The organism is Flavobacterium koreense (assembly GCF_054776075.1).
In genome coordinates this window covers 599496-617408 of the sequence record NZ_BAAHCF010000029.1, presented here as the reverse complement: position 1 = coordinate 617408, position 17913 = coordinate 599496, and the positions used below count along the sequence as shown (strand labels likewise).

The 17913-nt window shown below is 33.7% G+C and carries 12 protein-coding genes, 1 tRNA gene and 1 pseudogene; all 14 read left to right on the top strand.

Features of this window, described 5'->3' with window-relative positions:
- The first annotated feature begins 54 nt into the window (after positions 1 to 54).
- Positions 55 to 552, top strand: a complete 498-nt coding sequence (gene tpx, locus ACYU7A_RS11165; RefSeq protein WP_460576563.1) for a thiol peroxidase — start codon at positions 55 to 57, stop codon at positions 550 to 552.
- Positions 552 to 923, top strand: coding sequence for a diacylglycerol kinase (locus tag ACYU7A_RS11160; protein WP_344816505.1), 372 nt, complete (start codon positions 552 to 554; stop codon positions 921 to 923). Before tpx ends, ACYU7A_RS11160 begins: the two co-directional genes overlap by 1 nt.
- 49 nt (positions 924 to 972) lie before the next feature.
- A complete protein-coding gene (locus tag ACYU7A_RS11155) occupies positions 973 to 3480 on the top strand; it encodes a DNA translocase FtsK (protein WP_460576561.1) in 2508 nt (835 codons plus the stop codon).
- A gap of 1 nt (position 3481) precedes the next feature.
- On the top strand, positions 3482 to 4123 hold the full coding sequence (locus tag ACYU7A_RS11150; protein WP_298305449.1) for a LolA family protein: 642 nt from the start codon (positions 3482 to 3484) through the stop codon (positions 4121 to 4123).
- Between the two features lie 5 nt (positions 4124 to 4128).
- Positions 4129 to 5565, top strand: a pseudogene (locus ACYU7A_RS11145) (LptF/LptG family permease); the annotation flags it as partial.
- 352 nt (positions 5566 to 5917) lie between these two features.
- Entirely contained in the window at positions 5918 to 7048 is a 1131-nt protein-coding gene (ribB, locus tag ACYU7A_RS11140) for a 3,4-dihydroxy-2-butanone-4-phosphate synthase (protein ID WP_460576559.1), read from the top strand.
- A 158-nt stretch (positions 7049 to 7206) separates the two neighbouring features.
- Positions 7207 to 7291 (top strand) — tRNA-Ser (locus ACYU7A_RS11135).
- A gap of 262 nt (positions 7292 to 7553) precedes the next feature.
- Positions 7554 to 8798, top strand: coding sequence for a site-specific integrase (locus ACYU7A_RS11130; RefSeq protein ID WP_229324110.1), 1245 nt, complete (start codon positions 7554 to 7556; stop codon positions 8796 to 8798).
- Between the two features lie 35 nt (positions 8799 to 8833).
- A complete protein-coding gene (locus ACYU7A_RS11125) occupies positions 8834 to 9166 on the top strand; it encodes a DUF6660 family protein (RefSeq protein WP_317038994.1) in 333 nt (110 codons plus the stop codon).
- A 96-nt stretch (positions 9167 to 9262) separates the two neighbouring features.
- Positions 9263 to 13579, top strand: coding sequence for a CusA/CzcA family heavy metal efflux RND transporter (locus ACYU7A_RS11120; protein WP_460576556.1), 4317 nt, complete (start codon positions 9263 to 9265; stop codon positions 13577 to 13579).
- A gap of 56 nt (positions 13580 to 13635) precedes the next feature.
- Positions 13636 to 14907: an efflux RND transporter periplasmic adaptor subunit gene (locus ACYU7A_RS11115; RefSeq protein WP_460576554.1), complete on the top strand. Its 1272-nt coding sequence runs from the start codon at positions 13636 to 13638 to the stop codon at positions 14905 to 14907.
- 31 nt (positions 14908 to 14938) lie between these two features.
- Positions 14939 to 15295: a hypothetical protein gene (locus ACYU7A_RS11110; RefSeq protein WP_064715035.1), complete on the top strand. Its 357-nt coding sequence runs from the start codon at positions 14939 to 14941 to the stop codon at positions 15293 to 15295.
- Positions 15296 to 15300: 5 nt separating this feature from the next.
- Positions 15301 to 15927: a class I SAM-dependent methyltransferase gene (locus tag ACYU7A_RS11105; RefSeq protein WP_460576551.1), complete on the top strand. Its 627-nt coding sequence runs from the start codon at positions 15301 to 15303 to the stop codon at positions 15925 to 15927.
- Positions 15917 to 17908, top strand: a complete 1992-nt coding sequence (locus ACYU7A_RS11100) for a heavy metal translocating P-type ATPase (RefSeq protein WP_460576549.1) — start codon at positions 15917 to 15919, stop codon at positions 17906 to 17908. The genes ACYU7A_RS11105 and ACYU7A_RS11100 overlap by 11 nt, the downstream gene beginning before the upstream one ends.
- Positions 17909 to 17913: the final 5 nt, after the last annotated feature.

Here is a 17913-nt window from a genome sequence, read left to right as displayed (position 1 = left end):
CTTCTCAATTCCGAAATAATTTCATACTTTTGAAATCTTAAAAAAGAAATAAAAATGGCAGCAATAACATTAGGTGGAAACCCAATAAACACAAATGGTTCATTACCTCAAGTAGGTTCAAAAGCAACCGATTTTCAATTAGTAAAAAGCGATTTATCTGTAGCAACTTTAGCTGATTATGCAGGAAGCAAATTGGTTTTAAACATTTTCCCAAGTATTGATACTGGAACTTGTGCTACTTCGGTTAGAACTTTTAACGCAAAAGCTAGTGCTTTAGAAAACACAAAAGTATTATGTATTTCAAGAGATTTACCTTTTGCTCAAAAACGTTTTTGTGGCGCTGAAGGATTAGAAAATGTTGAAAATTTATCTGATTTCAAAGAAGGAAGTTTCGGGAAAAATTATGGTTTAGAAATCGTTGATGGTCCATTAGCAGGATTACATTCTAGAGTAGTTATCGTTTTAGACGAAAACGGAGTTGTAAAACACGCTGAACAAGTTGCAGAAATTGCAGACGAACCTAATTACGAAGCCGCTTTAGCATCACTATAATGGAATTCGAAAGAGATAAAACCTTCTTAACTGGACGATTTAAAAGTATGGGGTTTGCCTTTAAAGGCGCCATCAAATTAATTACAACTGAACACAGCGTTATGGTACAAAGCTGTTTGGCTGTTGTAATGATTATTGCAGGTTTCTACTTTGAAATTTCTCACGAAGAATGGTTGATTCAAACCTTAGCCATTGGTTTAGTCCTTGGAATTGAAGGTCTAAACACTGCAGTAGAAAAAGTGGCCGATTTCATTCATCCTGAATACCATGAACGCATTGGTTTTATCAAAGACATTGCAGCTGGAGCCGTATTTTTTGCTGCGATGACTGCTATTGCTATTGGATGCATTATTTATATTCCAAAATTTTAATTGATTACAACATAAAATTTCTATTTTTATACCAACTATTTAATTTCGAATGGCAAAACAAGTAAAAAAAGAAAATACAAAATCTACCGAACCAGGAGAAAAGCTTCCTTGGAAAATGAAAAGACAATACAAAGTAGTTTTTGGTTGTCTTTTAGTACTTTTATCCATAGGACTTTTGGTGGCTTTCATTTCGTTTTTCATGCATGGTCAAGAAGATCAAAGTGTAGTTACCGCATTATCTGACAGAAACAAACCTGCAGAAAATTGGTTAGGAAAAGTAGGTGCATTTCTATCGGACTTCTTTATTTACAAAGGATTTGGTGCTGCTTCGTTTCTTTTTGTAAAATTATTTTTCATTACTGGTGCTTTCATGGTTTTAGATTTACCATTAAAGAAATTAAAATCAACTTGGTTTTGGGATTTATTTGCCATTATCATTTTATCCATTCTTTTCGGATTCTTTGCCAATTCCATTCCAGAACTTGGCGGAACTATTGGTTTTGAAATGAATCAATTCTTTCAAGATTACATCGGAAAAATTGGAACTTTCTTAGTTTTACTTTTTGGATTAGTAATTTATTTGTTGTTCAAAATCAAAATCTCTCCAGACAGCATCAAAATGTTTTTTGAGAAGAAGCAAAAAGAATTCAAAGAAGATATTGATGCCATGAAATCAAAACCTTCTGAAGATGTAAGTGGAGCTTACAACCTTGAAGAATATGCCGTTGAGGAATCTAAAGACGATTTAGATGAAGCATTTGAAGAACCTTATATAAAACCAGTAACCTCTCAGTTTGAAATCAATAAAGAAACATTGAAACCAACAATTTCAAGTTATTCTGAAATTGAATTGGAACCTACATTAAAAAATGAACCAAAAGTTACTCCTTCACTTTCACTAGAAGTTGAGCAACCCATAACTCCAAAAGCAGAACCTGCAAAAGAAATAATCAAAACCAATGACGAAGCTTTTGTAATTGAAAAATCGCAAGACGAAGATACGGTTGAAGAAAATTTGGCAGCCAAATTAGTAGCCGATTTTGGTTTATTTGACCCTAAATTGGAATTGTCTAATTATAAATTTCCAACTATTGATTTACTGAAAGAATACTCAAGCGTTGGAATTACCATCAATCAAGAGGAACTTGAGGACAACAAAAACAACATTGTAGAAACGTTACGTAACTACAAAATCGATATTGCTCAAATCAAAGCGACTGTTGGTCCATCGGTAACACTTTATGAAATTGTTCCAGAAGCTGGAGTTCGTATTTCTAAAATTAAAAGTTTGGAAGACGATATTGCACTTTCACTTTCAGCATTGGGTATTCGTATCATCGCTCCTATTCCAGGAAAAGGTACAATTGGTATTGAGGTTCCGAACAAGAATCCTACTATGGTTCCAATGAAAACGGTGATTGCATCTGCAAAGTTTCAAGAAGCCGAAATGGAATTACCAATTGCCTTAGGAAAAACAATTTCTAACGAAACTTTTGTATTTGACTTAGCCAAAATGCCTCACCTTTTAATGGCTGGAGCAACTGGACAAGGAAAATCGGTTGGTTTGAATGCTGTCTTAACTTCGTTATTATACAAAAAGCATCCTGCAGAAGTGAAGTTTGTTTTGGTAGATCCAAAGAAAGTGGAGTTAACACTTTTCAACAAAATTGAAAGACATTATTTAGCAAAATTACCAGATTCTGAAGATGCCATTATCACCGATAATAGTAAAGTAATCAATACGTTGAATTCACTTTGTATCGAAATGGACAACCGTTATTCTTTATTAAAAGATGCGATGGTTAGAAACATCAAAGAATACAATGAGAAATTCAAACAGCGTAAATTAAATCCAGAACACGGACACCAATTTTTACCTTATATAGTATTAGTGGTCGATGAGTTTGCCGATTTAATTATGACCGCCGGAAAAGAAGTAGAAACACCAATTGCTCGTTTGGCACAATTAGCTCGTGCTATCGGAATTCACTTAATCATTGCCACACAAAGACCTTCGGTTAATGTAATTACGGGTATGATTAAAGCTAACTTTCCTGCAAGAATTGCTTTTAGAGTAACATCAAAAATTGACTCAAGAACTATATTAGATTCTGGTGGAGCTGACCAATTGATTGGACGTGGAGATTTATTGTTTTCAAACGGAAATGATTTAGTTCGTGTACAATGTGCCTTTGTAGACACACCTGAAGTTGAAAAAATTGTAGATTATATTGGTTCTCAAAAAGCGTATGCAAGTGCTTTCATGCTTCCTGAGTATGTTGGTGAAGAAAGCAGCGTGAAATTAGACATCGATATTTCCGAAAGAGATTCTATGTTTAGAGAAGCTGCAGAAATAATTGTGACCGCACAACAAGGTTCGGCATCATTATTGCAAAGAAAATTGAAACTAGGTTACAATCGTGCCGGAAGACTAATAGATCAACTAGAAGCAGCCGGAATTGTTGGACCTTTTGAAGGCAGCAAAGCTAGAAGTGTAAACATTCCAGACTTGGTAGCTTTAGATCAATTTTTAAACAATGAACAAAACAATAATTAAAATGAATAAATTTCTGTCAATTGCGTTACTACTTTTTGTTAGTTTAACCGCTAATGCACAAGATAAAAAAGCTAAAGAGCTTTTAGACGATGTAACTGAAAAAATCAAAAGTTATAAGAACATCGTTATTGATTTTAAATACACTTTGAATAACGCCAAAGAAAACATTAACCAAGAAAGCAAAGGAAATGTAACTTTGGAAGGAAATAAGTATGTTCTTAATTTTATGGGCGTAACTAAAATTTACGACGGAAAGAAATCCTACACTATAAATCCAGAAGATGAAGAAGTTACTATTTCAAGTGTAAATGACAAAGATGATAAAGCTATTACTCCTGCCAAAATGCTAACGTTTTTCAATAGTGGTTATAAATATTCTATGGATATTTCTCAAAACATTAAAGGACGTAAAATTCAATACATCAAATTAATTCCGAATAGCGCTAAAGACCAACGTAAAGAGGTTTTGTTGGGAATTGATGTTCAAACTAAAACCATTTATAATCTTATAGAAGTTGGTAAAAATGGTACAAAAACTACATTGACTGTTAATTCTTTCAAAACCAATCAGCCATTGTCAAAAAATCAATTTACATTTGTAGCGAGTAAATATCCTAACTACTACATCAATAAATTAGATTAGCTTTTGTGAAAATATTAGACAAGTATTTATTAAAATCATTCCTGATTACATTTACTACGGTATTTGTAATCTTGTTTTTTATATTCATACTTCAAACGGTCTGGTTATTCATTTCTGAGTTGGCTGGTAAAGATTTAGACTTCCTTTTGGTCGTAAAATTTTTACTATTCTCTATGCCAAGAATAGTTCCGCTAGTATTGCCTTTATCTGTGTTATTGGCTTCAATTATGACTTTTGGAAGCTTAGCAGAAAACTACGAATTTGCAGCAATGAAATCTTCTGGAATTTCTTTTCAGAGAACCATGAGAAGCATCACCGTATTTATAATTTTACTAAGCATTTTATCCTTTTTCTTTGCCAACAATGTAATTCCTTACGCAGAATATAAGTTCATCAACTTTAGACGAAATATCGCTCAAGTTAAGCCAGCAATGGCAATTGCAGAAGGTCAATTTAGTGAAGTTGGAAATTACACCATCAAAGTAGATAAAAAATCAGGTGAAAAAGGAAACTTTCTAACTGGAGTAACCATTCACAGGAAACTTCCAAATGGTGAAGGAAATACAACCGTAATTAAAGCTAAAAAAGGTGAACTAATAAGTAGTGAATCATCCAATACTTTAAAGTTAGTTTTAACAGATGGAAATTACTACGAAGACATTATTCCTAAGAAATATGAAGAACGTCCTAGAATTCCTTTTGCTAAAGGAACCTTCAAACGTGATGTAATTAATATTGATTTATCAAAATTGAATCAATCGAGTATGGACGAAGTAGATATTTCTAACACTAATACCATGCTTAATATAAGTGAGTTACGATTTACTATTGATTCACTTAATACCAATTACAAAAAAGACCTTCGCTCCTACACTGAGAACATTTATTTGCGCACTGGGATTAACAATACTTACTATCAACCCGATAGTACGCAAGTAAGAACCAAAGTTTCTTCCAATAATTTATTGGCTAATCTTACTGATAGTCAAAAAAGTGAGATAGTAAAAATTGCCTTCAGTAATATAGAAAATACTGTTTTTTCTATTGACAGTTCCATTTTTGAAATGCAAGCTAAACAGAAAAGTATCAACAAACATTGGATTGCATTACATGACAAATACATGATTGCTTTTTCATGCTTATTGATGTTTTTTATTGGAGCTCCACTAGGCTCCATCATCCGAAAAGGTGGTTTGGGATTACCTATTGTATTTGCAGTAGCGATTTTTATTGTATTCCATTTTATCAATACTTTTGGAAAAAGAGTAGCTCAAGAAGACGGAATGACTCCATTCATGGGCGTTTGGATGTCGTCTATTGTATTAACTCCTCTAGCAGTTTTACTTACCTATAGAGCTATTAATGACATTGGAGGTATGGTTAGTTTTGATGGTGTTCTACTTCCTCTTCAAAAGTTTTTTACAAAAAAAACACAAGAGAATGAGAATGCAACTCCAAAAACTATTGATGCCTCATTTGATACTAAATCACATATCGAAAAATATCAAAAATATGCCAATTTTGGGTTAATCGCTTATGGTATAACATTCATAACCTGCCTACTATGGTTTATGAATAATTCCATTATCACCACAATTTTGTTTGGATTAAGTCTTATAGTATTACTATATTTTATATATCAATCACAACAAATCGTTTCAAAAATAAGCAAGGCACATTGTATAGCAATCGAACCTGGTATGGGTATTTCAATATTAACTGGTTTTCCTTTTTATGGTTTGCTTTACCTTTACACCAAAAAAGCTTTGAACACATTAACTACTAATTAAGATCATGTCAAATAACATACAACTCAACACTATAGAAGAAGCTATCGAAGACATTCGTCAAGGTAAAGTCATCATTGTTGTTGATGATGAAGATAGAGAGAATGAAGGTGATTTCTTGGCTGCTGCCGAAAAAGTAACTCCCGAGATGATTAATTTTATGGCTACACATGGTCGTGGATTAATTTGCGCACCATTAACTGAAAGTCGTTGTAAAGAATTGGATTTACACGCGATGGTTAGAAACAATACAGACCATATGGAAACTGCTTTTACGGTTTCTGTAGATTTAAAAGGAAATGGAGTTACAACAGGTATTTCTGCAGCTGATAGAGCCAAAACTATTCTTTCTTTAGTAGATGAAAACACAAAACCCTATGATTTAGCGCGTCCTGGACATATCTTTCCGTTGGTTGCAAAGCAAGGTGGCGTTTTGAGAAGAACTGGTCATACAGAAGCAGCAATTGATTTTGCACGTTTAGCTGGATTCAAATCGGCAGGAGTTATTGTTGAAATCATGAATGAAGATGGAACAATGGCTCGCTTACCACAATTGGTTGAAGTGGCAAAGAAATTTGATTTAAAATTAGTTTCCATTGAAGCCTTAGTGGCTTATAGAATGCAACACGATAGCTTAATTGTAAAGAAAGAAGATTTTGAGATAGAAACACGTTTTGGACAATTTCGTTTGAGAGCTTATCTACAAACCACAAATAAACAAGTTCATGTAGCTTTAACCAAAGGAAGTTGGAGTAAAGGAGATTCTATTCTGACTCGTATCAATTCAACGCAAATCAACAACGATATTTTAGGAACCTTGACCAACAATGCCGACAAAAAATTGGATGATATGTTCCGATTGATTAACGAAGAAGGCAAAGGTGCCGTTATCTTTATTAATCAAGAAGTACAATCGTTAGATTTATTGAATCGTTTAAAAGAACTTAAAGTATTGCAAGAGCAAGGAATCATTAATGCACCACAAATTAGAATGGATGCGAAAGATTTTGGAATTGGAGCACAAATATTGCACGACATAGACATTTCTAAAATACGATTAATCACCAATACGCAACACACAAAACGCGTAGGAATGATTGGATATGGATTAGAAATCACGGATTACGTGGGTTATTAATGCAAAAAAATACAAAATTTAAGTTTCCTAAAGTATAGAAAATGAAACGATTAGTTTTTATAATAAAAATTAATCGTTTTTTTGTTTAAAATCTATTTGGAAAACAAAAAAAGGTTACTATATTTGCATCCGCAATACGGAAGTATGAGCGTCTTACTGGAGAAATGGCAGAGCGGTCGAATGCGGCAGTCTTGAAAACTGTTGACTGTAACAGGTCCGGGGGTTCGAATCCCTCTTTCTCCGCTAGCTGAAAAGCAAACGGTACTAAAACCCACTAAATTCAACAATTTAGTGGGTTTTTTCTTTTAGGGCTATATCAAATTATTCATTAAATCTCAAAGTTTAGGTGTCTTTTAAGGTGTCACTAAAAAAATAAATTTTAAGTGACACCTCGCAACGAAAGCACCGATACTACAAGGTGTTCAACAACATATTCAAAAAATGTACATCTTGTGTGTAGTTATTAAATCGAATAAATTTAATACTAACTTTAAGGTCACCAACAATGAACACATCAGTATCAATTCTCTTCTACATCAAGAGAGCAAAAGCCAACAATTTAGGGGTTTGTCCTATCTACACTAGAGTTACTGTCAATACCAAACGTTTTGAGTTTAGCACCAACAAATATATCAATCCTGATAAATGGTCCTCAGAAGGCAGCAAAGTAAAAGGTTCCACAGAAGAAGCTAGAACAATCAATAGTCATCTTGATTACTTAAAAAGTCAAGTTTTAGAAGCTGAGAAGAAACTTTTCAAAAAAGACATCAGTTTAAATTCAGAAAATCTAAAGAATGAATTGTTTGGTCTATCAGAAACCAAGCGTATGCTTGTTCCCATCTTCCAAGACCACAACAACAAAATAAAGGAATTAGTTGGAAAAGAATACGCTCCAGGAACATTAGAACGCTACACTACTTCACTCAAGCATACTATTGAGTTTATGCAATGGAAATACAACGTTTCAGATATCGATATTACAAAGATTGATCATGCCTTTATAACCGATTACGAGTTTTGGTTGAGAAGTGTTAGAAACTGTGCTAATAACACAGCAGTTAAGTACCTTAAAAACTTCAATAAAATAATTAAGCTTTGTTTGGCCAATGACTGGCTAGATAAAAACCCATTTGCAAACTATAAGTCAAAAGTCAAAGAAGTTGATCGAGTTTATTTAACAGAAAATGAAATTCAAAGCATAATTGAAAAAGATTTCAAAACAGAAAGACTATCTCTGGTTCGCGATATCTTCCTTTTCAGTTGCTTTACTGGTTTGGCATACATTGATGTCAAAAACCTAACAAAATCCCATATAAGCTTCGGTATTGATGGCGAGAAATGGATATTCACTCACAGACAAAAAACAGAAAGTGCTTCCAAAATCCCAATCCTTCCAGTTACACAAATGATAATCGATAAATATGAAAATCATCCACAATGTAACAACGAGGATAAACTACTACCTATTCTATCAAACCAAAAAATGAACGCTTATTTAAAAGAAATAGCTGGAGTTTGTGAAATTGAAAAAGAACTTACATTTCACATTGCTAGACATACTTTTGCAACAACAGTAACACTTACTAATGGAGTTCCTATCGAAAGCGTAAGTAAAATGTTAGGTCATAAAAACTTGAGAACTACTCAACATTATGCTAAAGTGCTGGACAGAAAAGTGAGTGAAGATATGAAAATATTAAAAAATAAATTTGTGGGAAATATAAAGGCACCTAAAAAAAATGTAATATAAGAATTTGTTTTAAAAATATTTTTATCTTTGTATTCGTGAAACTTTTAAATTACATATTATCAATCTATCTAATTGCACTATCATGCTTGCCTTGTGCAGATATGGAAGTAAGTAGTGCAGCACACAAAGCTGTTGAGATTTCAGATAATCATGATGAAAAATCTCATAATCACGATAAAGAAAATGATTTATGTTCGCCTTTTTGCAACTGCAACTGTTGTGGCTCACAAATAGTGAGTTATTTTAAGATTACTACTTTTAGTTTTACACCAATTACAAAGAGTATAAAAACGCAATTACCGTCCTATACCTCTATAGTTACTTCTAATTTCTACGGAAGTATTTGGCAACCACCGCAAATAGCATAATGAAGCCCGAGTAATTTCGGGTTAGAAACTTGTGAACTTTTCACAAATAATAGCAAAAGAAATTTTGCTAATCTTCTAATTCATTATACTATTTCAATGTTAGACAAAATCATACAATTCAGTATCAAGAACAAGTTTATAATACTATTATTTACTTTAGTTCTAATAGCGTTTGGTAGCTATTCTATAAAACAGTTACCACTCGATGCGTTACCCGATGTAACCAACAACCAAGTACAAATAATTACTACTGCTCCAACTTTAGCCAGTCAAGAAGTCGAGCAATTAATTACTTATCCTTTAGAACAATCTTTTAAAACAATCCCAAAAGTTATCGAGTTACGAAGTATTTCTCGTTTCGGGCTTTCAGTAGTCACAGTTGTTTTCAAAGACGATGTAGATATTTATTGGGCTAGAGAACAAATTTTTCAACGCCTTAGTCAAGCCAAAGAAAATATTCCTGCTTATGCTGGTTCTCCAGAGTTAGCACCAATATCAACTGGATTAGGCGAGATTTATCAGTATGATGTCTATGCCAAAAAAGGATATGAAGACAAATATGATGCTGTAAAATTACGAACCATTCAAGATTGGATTATTATTCCACAATTACAAGGTATTGAAGGCGTTGCCGAAGTTAGTACTTGGGGTGGAAAACTAAAACAATATGAAATCGCAGTTAATCCAAATACATTGAATAGTTTGGGAGTAACCATTACAGAAATTTTTGAAGCGTTAGAGAAAAACAATCAAAATACAGGTGGAGCTTATATCGAAAAAGACCAATACGCTTACTTTATTCGCGGTGTTGGGATGGCAACTGGCATTAAAGATTTAGAAAATGTAGTAGTCAAAAACAGAAATGGCGCACCAGTTTTAGTGCGTGATGTGGCTGCAGTCCGAGAAGGAGTTGCCTTAAGATATGGTGCGTCCACCAAAGATGGTAAAGGAGAAATTGTGTGCGGAATGGCATTAATGCTCAAAGGCGAAAATTCTAAAGCCGTGACTGAAAGAGTAAAGGAAAAAATGGTTCAAATCAATAAAACCTTACCCGAAGGAGTTGTTACCGAAGCATTTATCGATAGAGGAAAATTAGTTAATAGCGCCATAGGTACAGTTACTAAAAATTTATTGGAAGGTGCATTAATCGTAATTTTTGTGCTTATATTATTTCTAGGTAATCTTCGTGCCGGATTAATTGTAGCATCGGTAATTCCACTATCAATGCTTTTTGCAGTAATCTTAATGAACCATTTTGGAGTAAGCGGAAACCTAATGAGTTTAGGAGCGATCGATTTTGGAATTATTGTCGATGGTGCTGTTATTATTGTCGAAGCCACGATGCACCATTTGCAAAAAATCAAAAGGCAGAAAAACTTAACCCAATCCGAAATGGATAGCGAAGTATATAAATCGGCTTCAAAAATTCGTAACAGTGCAGCATTCGGAGAAATTATTATTTTAATTGTATATCTACCAATCCTAGCTTTAGTAGGAACAGAAGGTAAAATGTTCAAACCAATGGCAATGACAGTTGGCTTCGCAGTTGTCGGAGCATTTATTTTGTCGTTGACTTATGTACCTATGATGAGTGCAATGTTCTTATCAAAAAACACCGAACACAAAGCCAACTTTAGTGATAAAATGATGGCGTGGTTTGAGAAAATCTATACACCATTTTTAGATAAAGCATTACGTTTCAAAAAAGCTGTTTTAGGAATTTCATTAGCTCTATTTGTATTTGCCGTTATCGTTTTCCAAAATATGGGTGGCGAATTTATTCCAACCATCGAAGAAGGCGATTTAGCCATTAATGTAACTATAATGCCAGGCAGTTCTCTAACGCAAATGGTAAAAACAACAACTCAATATGAAAAAATATTAAAAGGAAAATTTCCTGAAATTAAAACCATTGTATCCAAAATAGGAAGCGGCGAAATTCCAACAGATCCAATGCCAATAGAAAGTGGCGATTTAATTATTGTTTTAAAAGACAAATCCGAATGGACATCTGCCGATAATTGGGAAGATTTAGCCAATTTAATGAAAGAAGAAATGGAAGCCATTCCAGGTGCAAACATCGAAATTTCGCAACCCATTCAGATGCGATTTAATGAGTTAGTTTCGGGAAGCAGAAGTGATATTGCAATCAAAATTTTTGGTGATGATTTAGAAGTTTTAGATACTAAAGCCAATGAATTAATAGGTAAAATCAATAAAATAGAAGGTATTGGAGATTTAAAAGCCGATAAAGTAACAGGACTTCCTCAAATCACAGTCAAATACGATTATAATAAAATTGCTTTATATGGTTTAAATATTGCCGACATCAATCAAATTATACGTTCTTCTTTTGCAGGCGAAAGCGCAGGTAAAATCTACGAAGAAAGCAAACGTTTTGATGTTGTCGTTAGAATGAACAAAGACAATCGTAGCGACATAACGGATGTTTCTAATCTGTTTATTCCATTACCAAACGGACAGCAAGTACCACTTTCGCAAGTAGCTTCTATCAATTACGAACAAGGTCCAGTGCAAGTTTCTCGTGAAAATGGTAAACGTAGAATTACAATAGGTTTAAATGTTCGTGGTCGTGATGTAAAAAGTGTTGTCGAAGAAATTCAACAAAAATTAGAAACCAGTTTTAAACTTCCTGCTGGGTATTATGTTACGTATGGAGGACAATTTGAAAATTTGGTGGAAGCCAACAAACGCCTTTCGGTAGCTTTACCAATCGCTTTAGGATTAATTATGGTGTTGTTATTTTTTACTTTCAATAGTATGAAACAAGCCGCATTAATTTTCACAGCCATTCCATTATCAGCAATCGGTGGCGTTTTTGCACTTTGGTTACGAGGAATGCCATTTAGTATATCAGCAGGCATTGGATTTATTGCTTTGTTTGGAATAGCTGTGTTGAACGGAATTGTGCTAATCTCCTATTTCAACCAACTCAAATCCGAAGGGATAACCGACCCATTACAACGGGTTTTAATAGGTACAAAAACCAGACTTAGACCAGTATTAATGACTGCTGCGGTTGCTTCATTAGGATTTTTGCCAATGGCATTATCAACTAGTGGTGGAGCCGAAGTACAAAAACCATTAGCAACGGTAGTTATTGGCGGATTAGTTTCGGCAACATTACTAACCTTAATCGTTTTACCAATACTTTATTTATTATTTGAAAAGGGAATTAAAAGAAGAAAAAAAATGTCAAATCCAATTGTAACAATACTCGTTTTGTTAATTAGTAGCTTTTCGTTTGCTCAAAACAGTCAAACAATAACATTAGAAAAAGCTATTGAAAAAGCAAAAGCAAATAACATCGACTTAAAAATCGCGGATAAGGAAATTGAAAAACAAACTGTTCTAAAGAAAACAGCGTTCCAAGTAGATCCTTTGCAAGTGCAATACCAAGGCGGACAATTCAATAGTGTTGATTACGACCACAATGTTTCCATTCAACAGTATTTTCCAATTGGTAAAATCACAAAAGCCAACCGTCAGTTGCAAGAAGAATTGGCAAAATTGGCTGAAAAACGAAAAGCATTAACGGAGTATGAAATTGAAAAAGCAGTGTCATTAGCCTATTATCAATATTTATATGGAGTTTCTATTCAAAAACTAAATAATGAGTTATTTGAAATTTATTCCAAATTCCTAAAAAATGCAGAACTTCGTTTTCAAACCGGAGAAAGTGGCAATATAGAAGTAATAAGTGCTAAAGCAAAATCAAAAGAAATAGAAACCCAAAAAGCACAGTTAGAATATGATTTGTTAATCTATCAAAAGCAATTGCAATACTTCATTCAAACAGATGAAAACATAGTTCCTGATGCCAATACACCATTGCAATATGCTAATCCAACAACGAGTAAAGATGACAAAATACAAGGATTAGTAAGCGATTATTACACACAGCAAATTTCAGTGTATCAAAAGGAAGCCAATACGTTCAAAGCAATGCGAACTCCTAAATTAGGTTTGGGTTATTTTGGTCAAACCATCGATACCAAATCCTATTTTCAGGGTTTTACTGCCGGATTGCAAATTCCTTTATTTGGTGGTGCAAATACAGCAAAAGCCAAAGCATCAGAAATTAGTATTTCGCAATCGCAATTAGAATTAGATAAAAGCAAATTGACTTTGAAATTACAGAAAGAAGAACTACAAAATGAGTTCGAAAAACAGAAAAAAGCACTTTTATATTACCAAAACGAAGGATTGCAATATGCCGAGCAAATCATCACTACAGCACAAAAAAGTTATGCTAATGGTGATATGAGTTACTGGTCGTATATCAGTTTTTTAAACCAAGCCATTGACATCAAAAAGCAAAATGCCGAAGCCGTTAATACTTACAATCAAAGTGCTATTCAATTGCAATTTCCATCTTTCAACAACAATTAATATTCCATTATATGAAATCGAAGATTCACGAATTCCGAAATATAAAAAATCAAATCATGAGTAAAAATATATTTTTAAAACCAAATTGTAATCGAAGTTCATTCTTCAACCTCTTTATTCTGTTTTCTATTCTCTTTACTCTAAATTCCTGCGGCGAAAAGAAAACCGAAGAAACCCACGAAGAAGAAAAGTCAGAAACTGAAGTAGCCTTAACCGAAGCACAATTCAAAACGATTGGTATCGAAACAGGTAGCATCGAAATGAAAAACCTGAATACTGTTATCAAAGCCAATGGTTATACTGCAGTTCCACCACAAAATATGGCGAATATTTCAACTTTAATTGGTGGTGTAGTAAAAGATATTTATGTGTTAGAAGGAACTTACGTTGCAAAAGGTAAAACATTGGCAACTATTCAAAACCTTGAAGTTACAGAAATGCAGGAGGATTATAATTCGGCTATTGCAAACATTGAATACTTGCAATTGGAATATAATCGTCAAAAAACATTGAGCGATGAAAATGTAAATCCTCGCAAAACATTTCAAGAAGTAAAATCAAAATTAGCAGTAGAAAGAGCTAAAGCACAAGCCGCAAAAAACAAGCTGCAAGCGTTAAATGTTAGTTTAAGCGGAAACACTTCGTTAATTCCAATTGTTTCGCCAATAAGCGGTTATGTGGGTAAAATCAGTATAACAAAAGGAGCATTTGCAGAAACAGGCGTAACACTTTTTGAAGTAGTAGATAACAGCCAAATGCACTTGGATTTAAATGTGTTTGAAAAAGATTTGGGAAAAATTTCCGTAGGTCAAGAAGTCGATTTTGTATTAACCAATCAGTCCAATAAATCCATTAAAGGAAAAATATTTGGCATCAATAAATCATTTTCAAACGAAAGCAAAACAGTTGCGGTTCATGCCAAAATCAATCCAAGCGATGCCAAAGATTTAATTTCTGGAATGTATGTAGCTGCCAATATCAATATCACCAATCAAACAGTTCAAGCACTACCAAAAGATGCAATTGTTAGAAATGGCGATAAATATTATATTTACATTCAAGAAGAACACCAAGAACAAGCTTCAAAAGTAAAAGAAGAAGAGCATCAACATAAAGAAGGAGAAGAACATTCAGACCACGCTGAAGGCGAAGAAGAAGGACACAATGAAGTGCACTTCAAAGCAATCGAAGTGGTTCCTGGAACTACTGATTTAGGTTACACCGAAATAAAATTAGTCGAAGAAATTCCTGCCGATGCGAAAATTGTTATAAAAGGTGCTTTTTACTTACTAGCAACTTCAAAAGGTGGCGGAGAACACGAACATTAAGAATAAATTATTAATCATTAAATAAATTCAAATGAAAAATTCAATTTTAAAATCAATCTTTTTTTTAACACTATTATTTTTTACAAGCAATACTGCTTCTGCTCAAAAAGCCAATCAAAAAGCTGTAATCAAAACTTTTTTACATTGTGATCATTGTAAAGAATGTGAAACTTGTGGTTTAAAATTCAAAACTGAGATGCTCAAAATTAAAGGTTTAAAAATGTATGAGCTTGACGATAAAGCAATGACATTTACAGTGTATTATAATGCAAAGAAAACAACCTTACAGACCATTAAAGAAGGTATTTCTAAATTAGGATACGATGCAGATGAAGTAAAAGCCGATCCAAAAGCGTATGAAAATTTAGATGGATGTTGTAAAGCGTAATCCAAATGGAAAACAAAAAATCACATTGGGAAAATGTTTTTGCAACCAAAAATCCTAATGAAGTAAGTTGGACACAAAAATATCCAAAAACTTCAATGGAGTATTTAGAAAATGTAAACCTATCAAAAACTGCCAATATCATTGATATTGGCGGTGGCGATAGCAATTTTGTGGATGCCTTATTAGAAAAAGGATATCAAAATATTTGGGTATTGGACATCTCTGAATTTGCTTTAGAAAGAGCCAAAAAACGTTTAGGAGATAAAGCCGATTTAATACATTGGATTGTTTCCGATATAACAGAATTTAAACCGATTGTCAAATTTGATTTTTGGCACGACAGAGCTGTTTTTCATTTTCTGACTGAAGATGAAAATATAACTAAATATATAAACATCGTTACTAATGCTATTGCTGATAATGGCAACTTTTTATTAGGTACTTTTTCTGAAAACGGACCTTTAAAATGTAGTGGATTGGAAATAAAACAATATTCAGAAAATTCGATGAAACAAACTTTTATAGAAAATTTTGAAGCAATAAAATGTTTTACAGAAAACCATACCACACCATTTGATACCATCCAGAACTTTCAATTTTGTGGATTTAAAAAAAATAGAAATGGAACATAAACACAAGTATGATGCAAAAGGCAATCAGCTTTGTTGCACTCTTGAAGAAAAAATAAATAAAAAAACCGAACATCATTCTGATGATGACGGACACGACCACGAGCATTCCAGCGAAGAAAAATCTACGTTTCAAATGTTTTTACCAGCAATCATAAGTTTTATTTTATTATTGGTTGCCATTGGTTTTGATAATTATTTTAAACAATCGTGGTTTGCAGGTTATGTTAGAATAGGATGGTATATTCTAGCATACATTCCAGTAGGATTGCCAGTAGTCAAAGAAGCATTTGAAAGTATTCGCAAAGGCGAGATATTTTCAGAATTTCTTTTAATGAGTATTGCAACTATTGGAGCGTTTGCTATAGGCGAATTTCCTGAAGGTGTTGCCGTAATGTTATTTTATGCCATTGGCGAAATATTCCAAACATTGGCGGTTCAAAGAGCAAAAGCTAACATCAAAACCTTACTCGACCAAAGACCAGACGAAGTAACTATTCTCGAAAACAATGTTGCTAAAACTATCAAAGCATCAACAGCTAAAATTGGCGATATTATCCAACTCAAAGCAGGTGAAAAACTGGGGTTAGATGGCGAATTACTTTCAGATACGGCTTCGTTTAATACTTCGGCACTCACAGGCGAAAGCAAACCCGACACCAAAGCAAAAGGCGAAACCGTTTTAGCAGGAATGATAAACCTAAATTCGGTTTGCCAAGTAAAAGTAACGGTTGCTTACACCGATAGTAAACTATCCAAAATTCTCGAAATGGTGCAAGATGCTACCGCCAAAAAAGCACCAACCGAATTGTTTATCAGAAAGTTTGCCAAGATTTATACGCCAATAGTTGTATTATTAGCCATTGTAATTTGTGTTGTTCCAATGCTTTTTGTAGATGATTATATATTTAGAGAATGGTTATACAGAGCGTTAGTTTTCTTGGTTATTTCGTGTCCTTGTGCGTTAGTAATAAGTATTCCGTTAGGTTATTTTGGAGGAATTGGAGCAGCTTCTAAAAACGGAATTCTTTTCAAAGGAAGTAATTTTCTCGATGTTATGGCGACCATTCAAAACGTAGTGATGGACAAAACAGGCACGATGACCGAAGGCGTTTTTAAGGTGCAAGAAGTTGTTTTTAATGCTGATTTCAACACAGCCGATATTCTACAAATGGTCAACGCTTTAGAAAGCCAAAGCACACATCCAGTTGCAACCGCCATTCATCAATATGTCGGAAAAATTGATAGTACAATCATTTTAAAAGATGTAGAAGAAATTTCAGGACACGGATTAAAAGCCAATGTTAACGGAAAAGAATTGTTAGTAGGTAATTTCAAACTAATGGATAAATTCTCCATTTCGTATGATATTGATCCAAAAAGTATTGTTTACACATTAATTGCTATTGCTTATGATAAAAAATTTGTGGGCTATTTAACCATTGCAGACAGCATAAAAGAAGATGCACAAATCACAATCGACAAACTAAAAGCATTAGGAATAAAAACTACAATGTTAAGTGGCGATAAAGATACAGTAGTGCAATTTGTAGCTCAAAAACTCGGAATTACAAATGCCTATGGCGATTTACTTCCCGAAGACAAAGTAAACAAAGTAAAAGAAATCATTGCCAAAAATGAAACCGTTTGTTTCGTAGGCGATGGTGTAAACGATGCACCAGTTGTTGCATTAAGCAACGTTGGTATTGCAATGGGCGGCCTAGGAAGCGATGCCACTATCGAAACTGCCGATGTAGTTATTCAAGACGATAGGCCATCAAAAATCCCAATAGCAATAAACATTGGCAAACAAACCAAAAAAATCGTTTGGCAAAATATTACTTTGGCATTTGTAGTAAAAGCAATTGTTTTAATACTCGGTGCAGGCGGTTTAGCCACCATGTGGGAAGCCGTTTTTGCCGATGTTGGTGTAGCACTTTTAGCTATTTTAAATGCGGTAAGAATTCAGAGAATGAGATTTTAACAACA

What these genes read in the sequence shown, in the direction of transcription:
- tpx (WP_460576563.1), top strand. Translation starts at nt 55, where the DNA reads ATGGCAGCAATAACATTAGGTGGAAACCCAATAAACACAAATGGTTCA.
- ACYU7A_RS11160 (WP_344816505.1), top strand. Translation starts at nt 552, where the DNA reads ATGGAATTCGAAAGAGATAAAACCTTCTTAACTGGACGATTTAAAAGT.
- ACYU7A_RS11155 (WP_460576561.1), top strand. Translation starts at nt 973, where the DNA reads ATGGCAAAACAAGTAAAAAAAGAAAATACAAAATCTACCGAACCAGGA.
- ACYU7A_RS11150 (WP_298305449.1), top strand. Translation starts at nt 3,482, where the DNA reads ATGAATAAATTTCTGTCAATTGCGTTACTACTTTTTGTTAGTTTAACC.
- ribB (WP_460576559.1), top strand. Translation starts at nt 5,918, where the DNA reads ATGTCAAATAACATACAACTCAACACTATAGAAGAAGCTATCGAAGAC.
- ACYU7A_RS11130 (WP_229324110.1), top strand. Translation starts at nt 7,554, where the DNA reads ATGAACACATCAGTATCAATTCTCTTCTACATCAAGAGAGCAAAAGCC.
- ACYU7A_RS11120 (WP_460576556.1), top strand. Translation starts at nt 9,263, where the DNA reads ATGTTAGACAAAATCATACAATTCAGTATCAAGAACAAGTTTATAATA.
- ACYU7A_RS11115 (WP_460576554.1), top strand. Translation starts at nt 13,636, where the DNA reads ATGAGTAAAAATATATTTTTAAAACCAAATTGTAATCGAAGTTCATTC.
- ACYU7A_RS11110 (WP_064715035.1), top strand. Translation starts at nt 14,939, where the DNA reads ATGAAAAATTCAATTTTAAAATCAATCTTTTTTTTAACACTATTATTT.
- ACYU7A_RS11105 (WP_460576551.1), top strand. Translation starts at nt 15,301, where the DNA reads ATGGAAAACAAAAAATCACATTGGGAAAATGTTTTTGCAACCAAAAAT.
- ACYU7A_RS11100 (WP_460576549.1), top strand. Translation starts at nt 15,917, where the DNA reads ATGGAACATAAACACAAGTATGATGCAAAAGGCAATCAGCTTTGTTGC.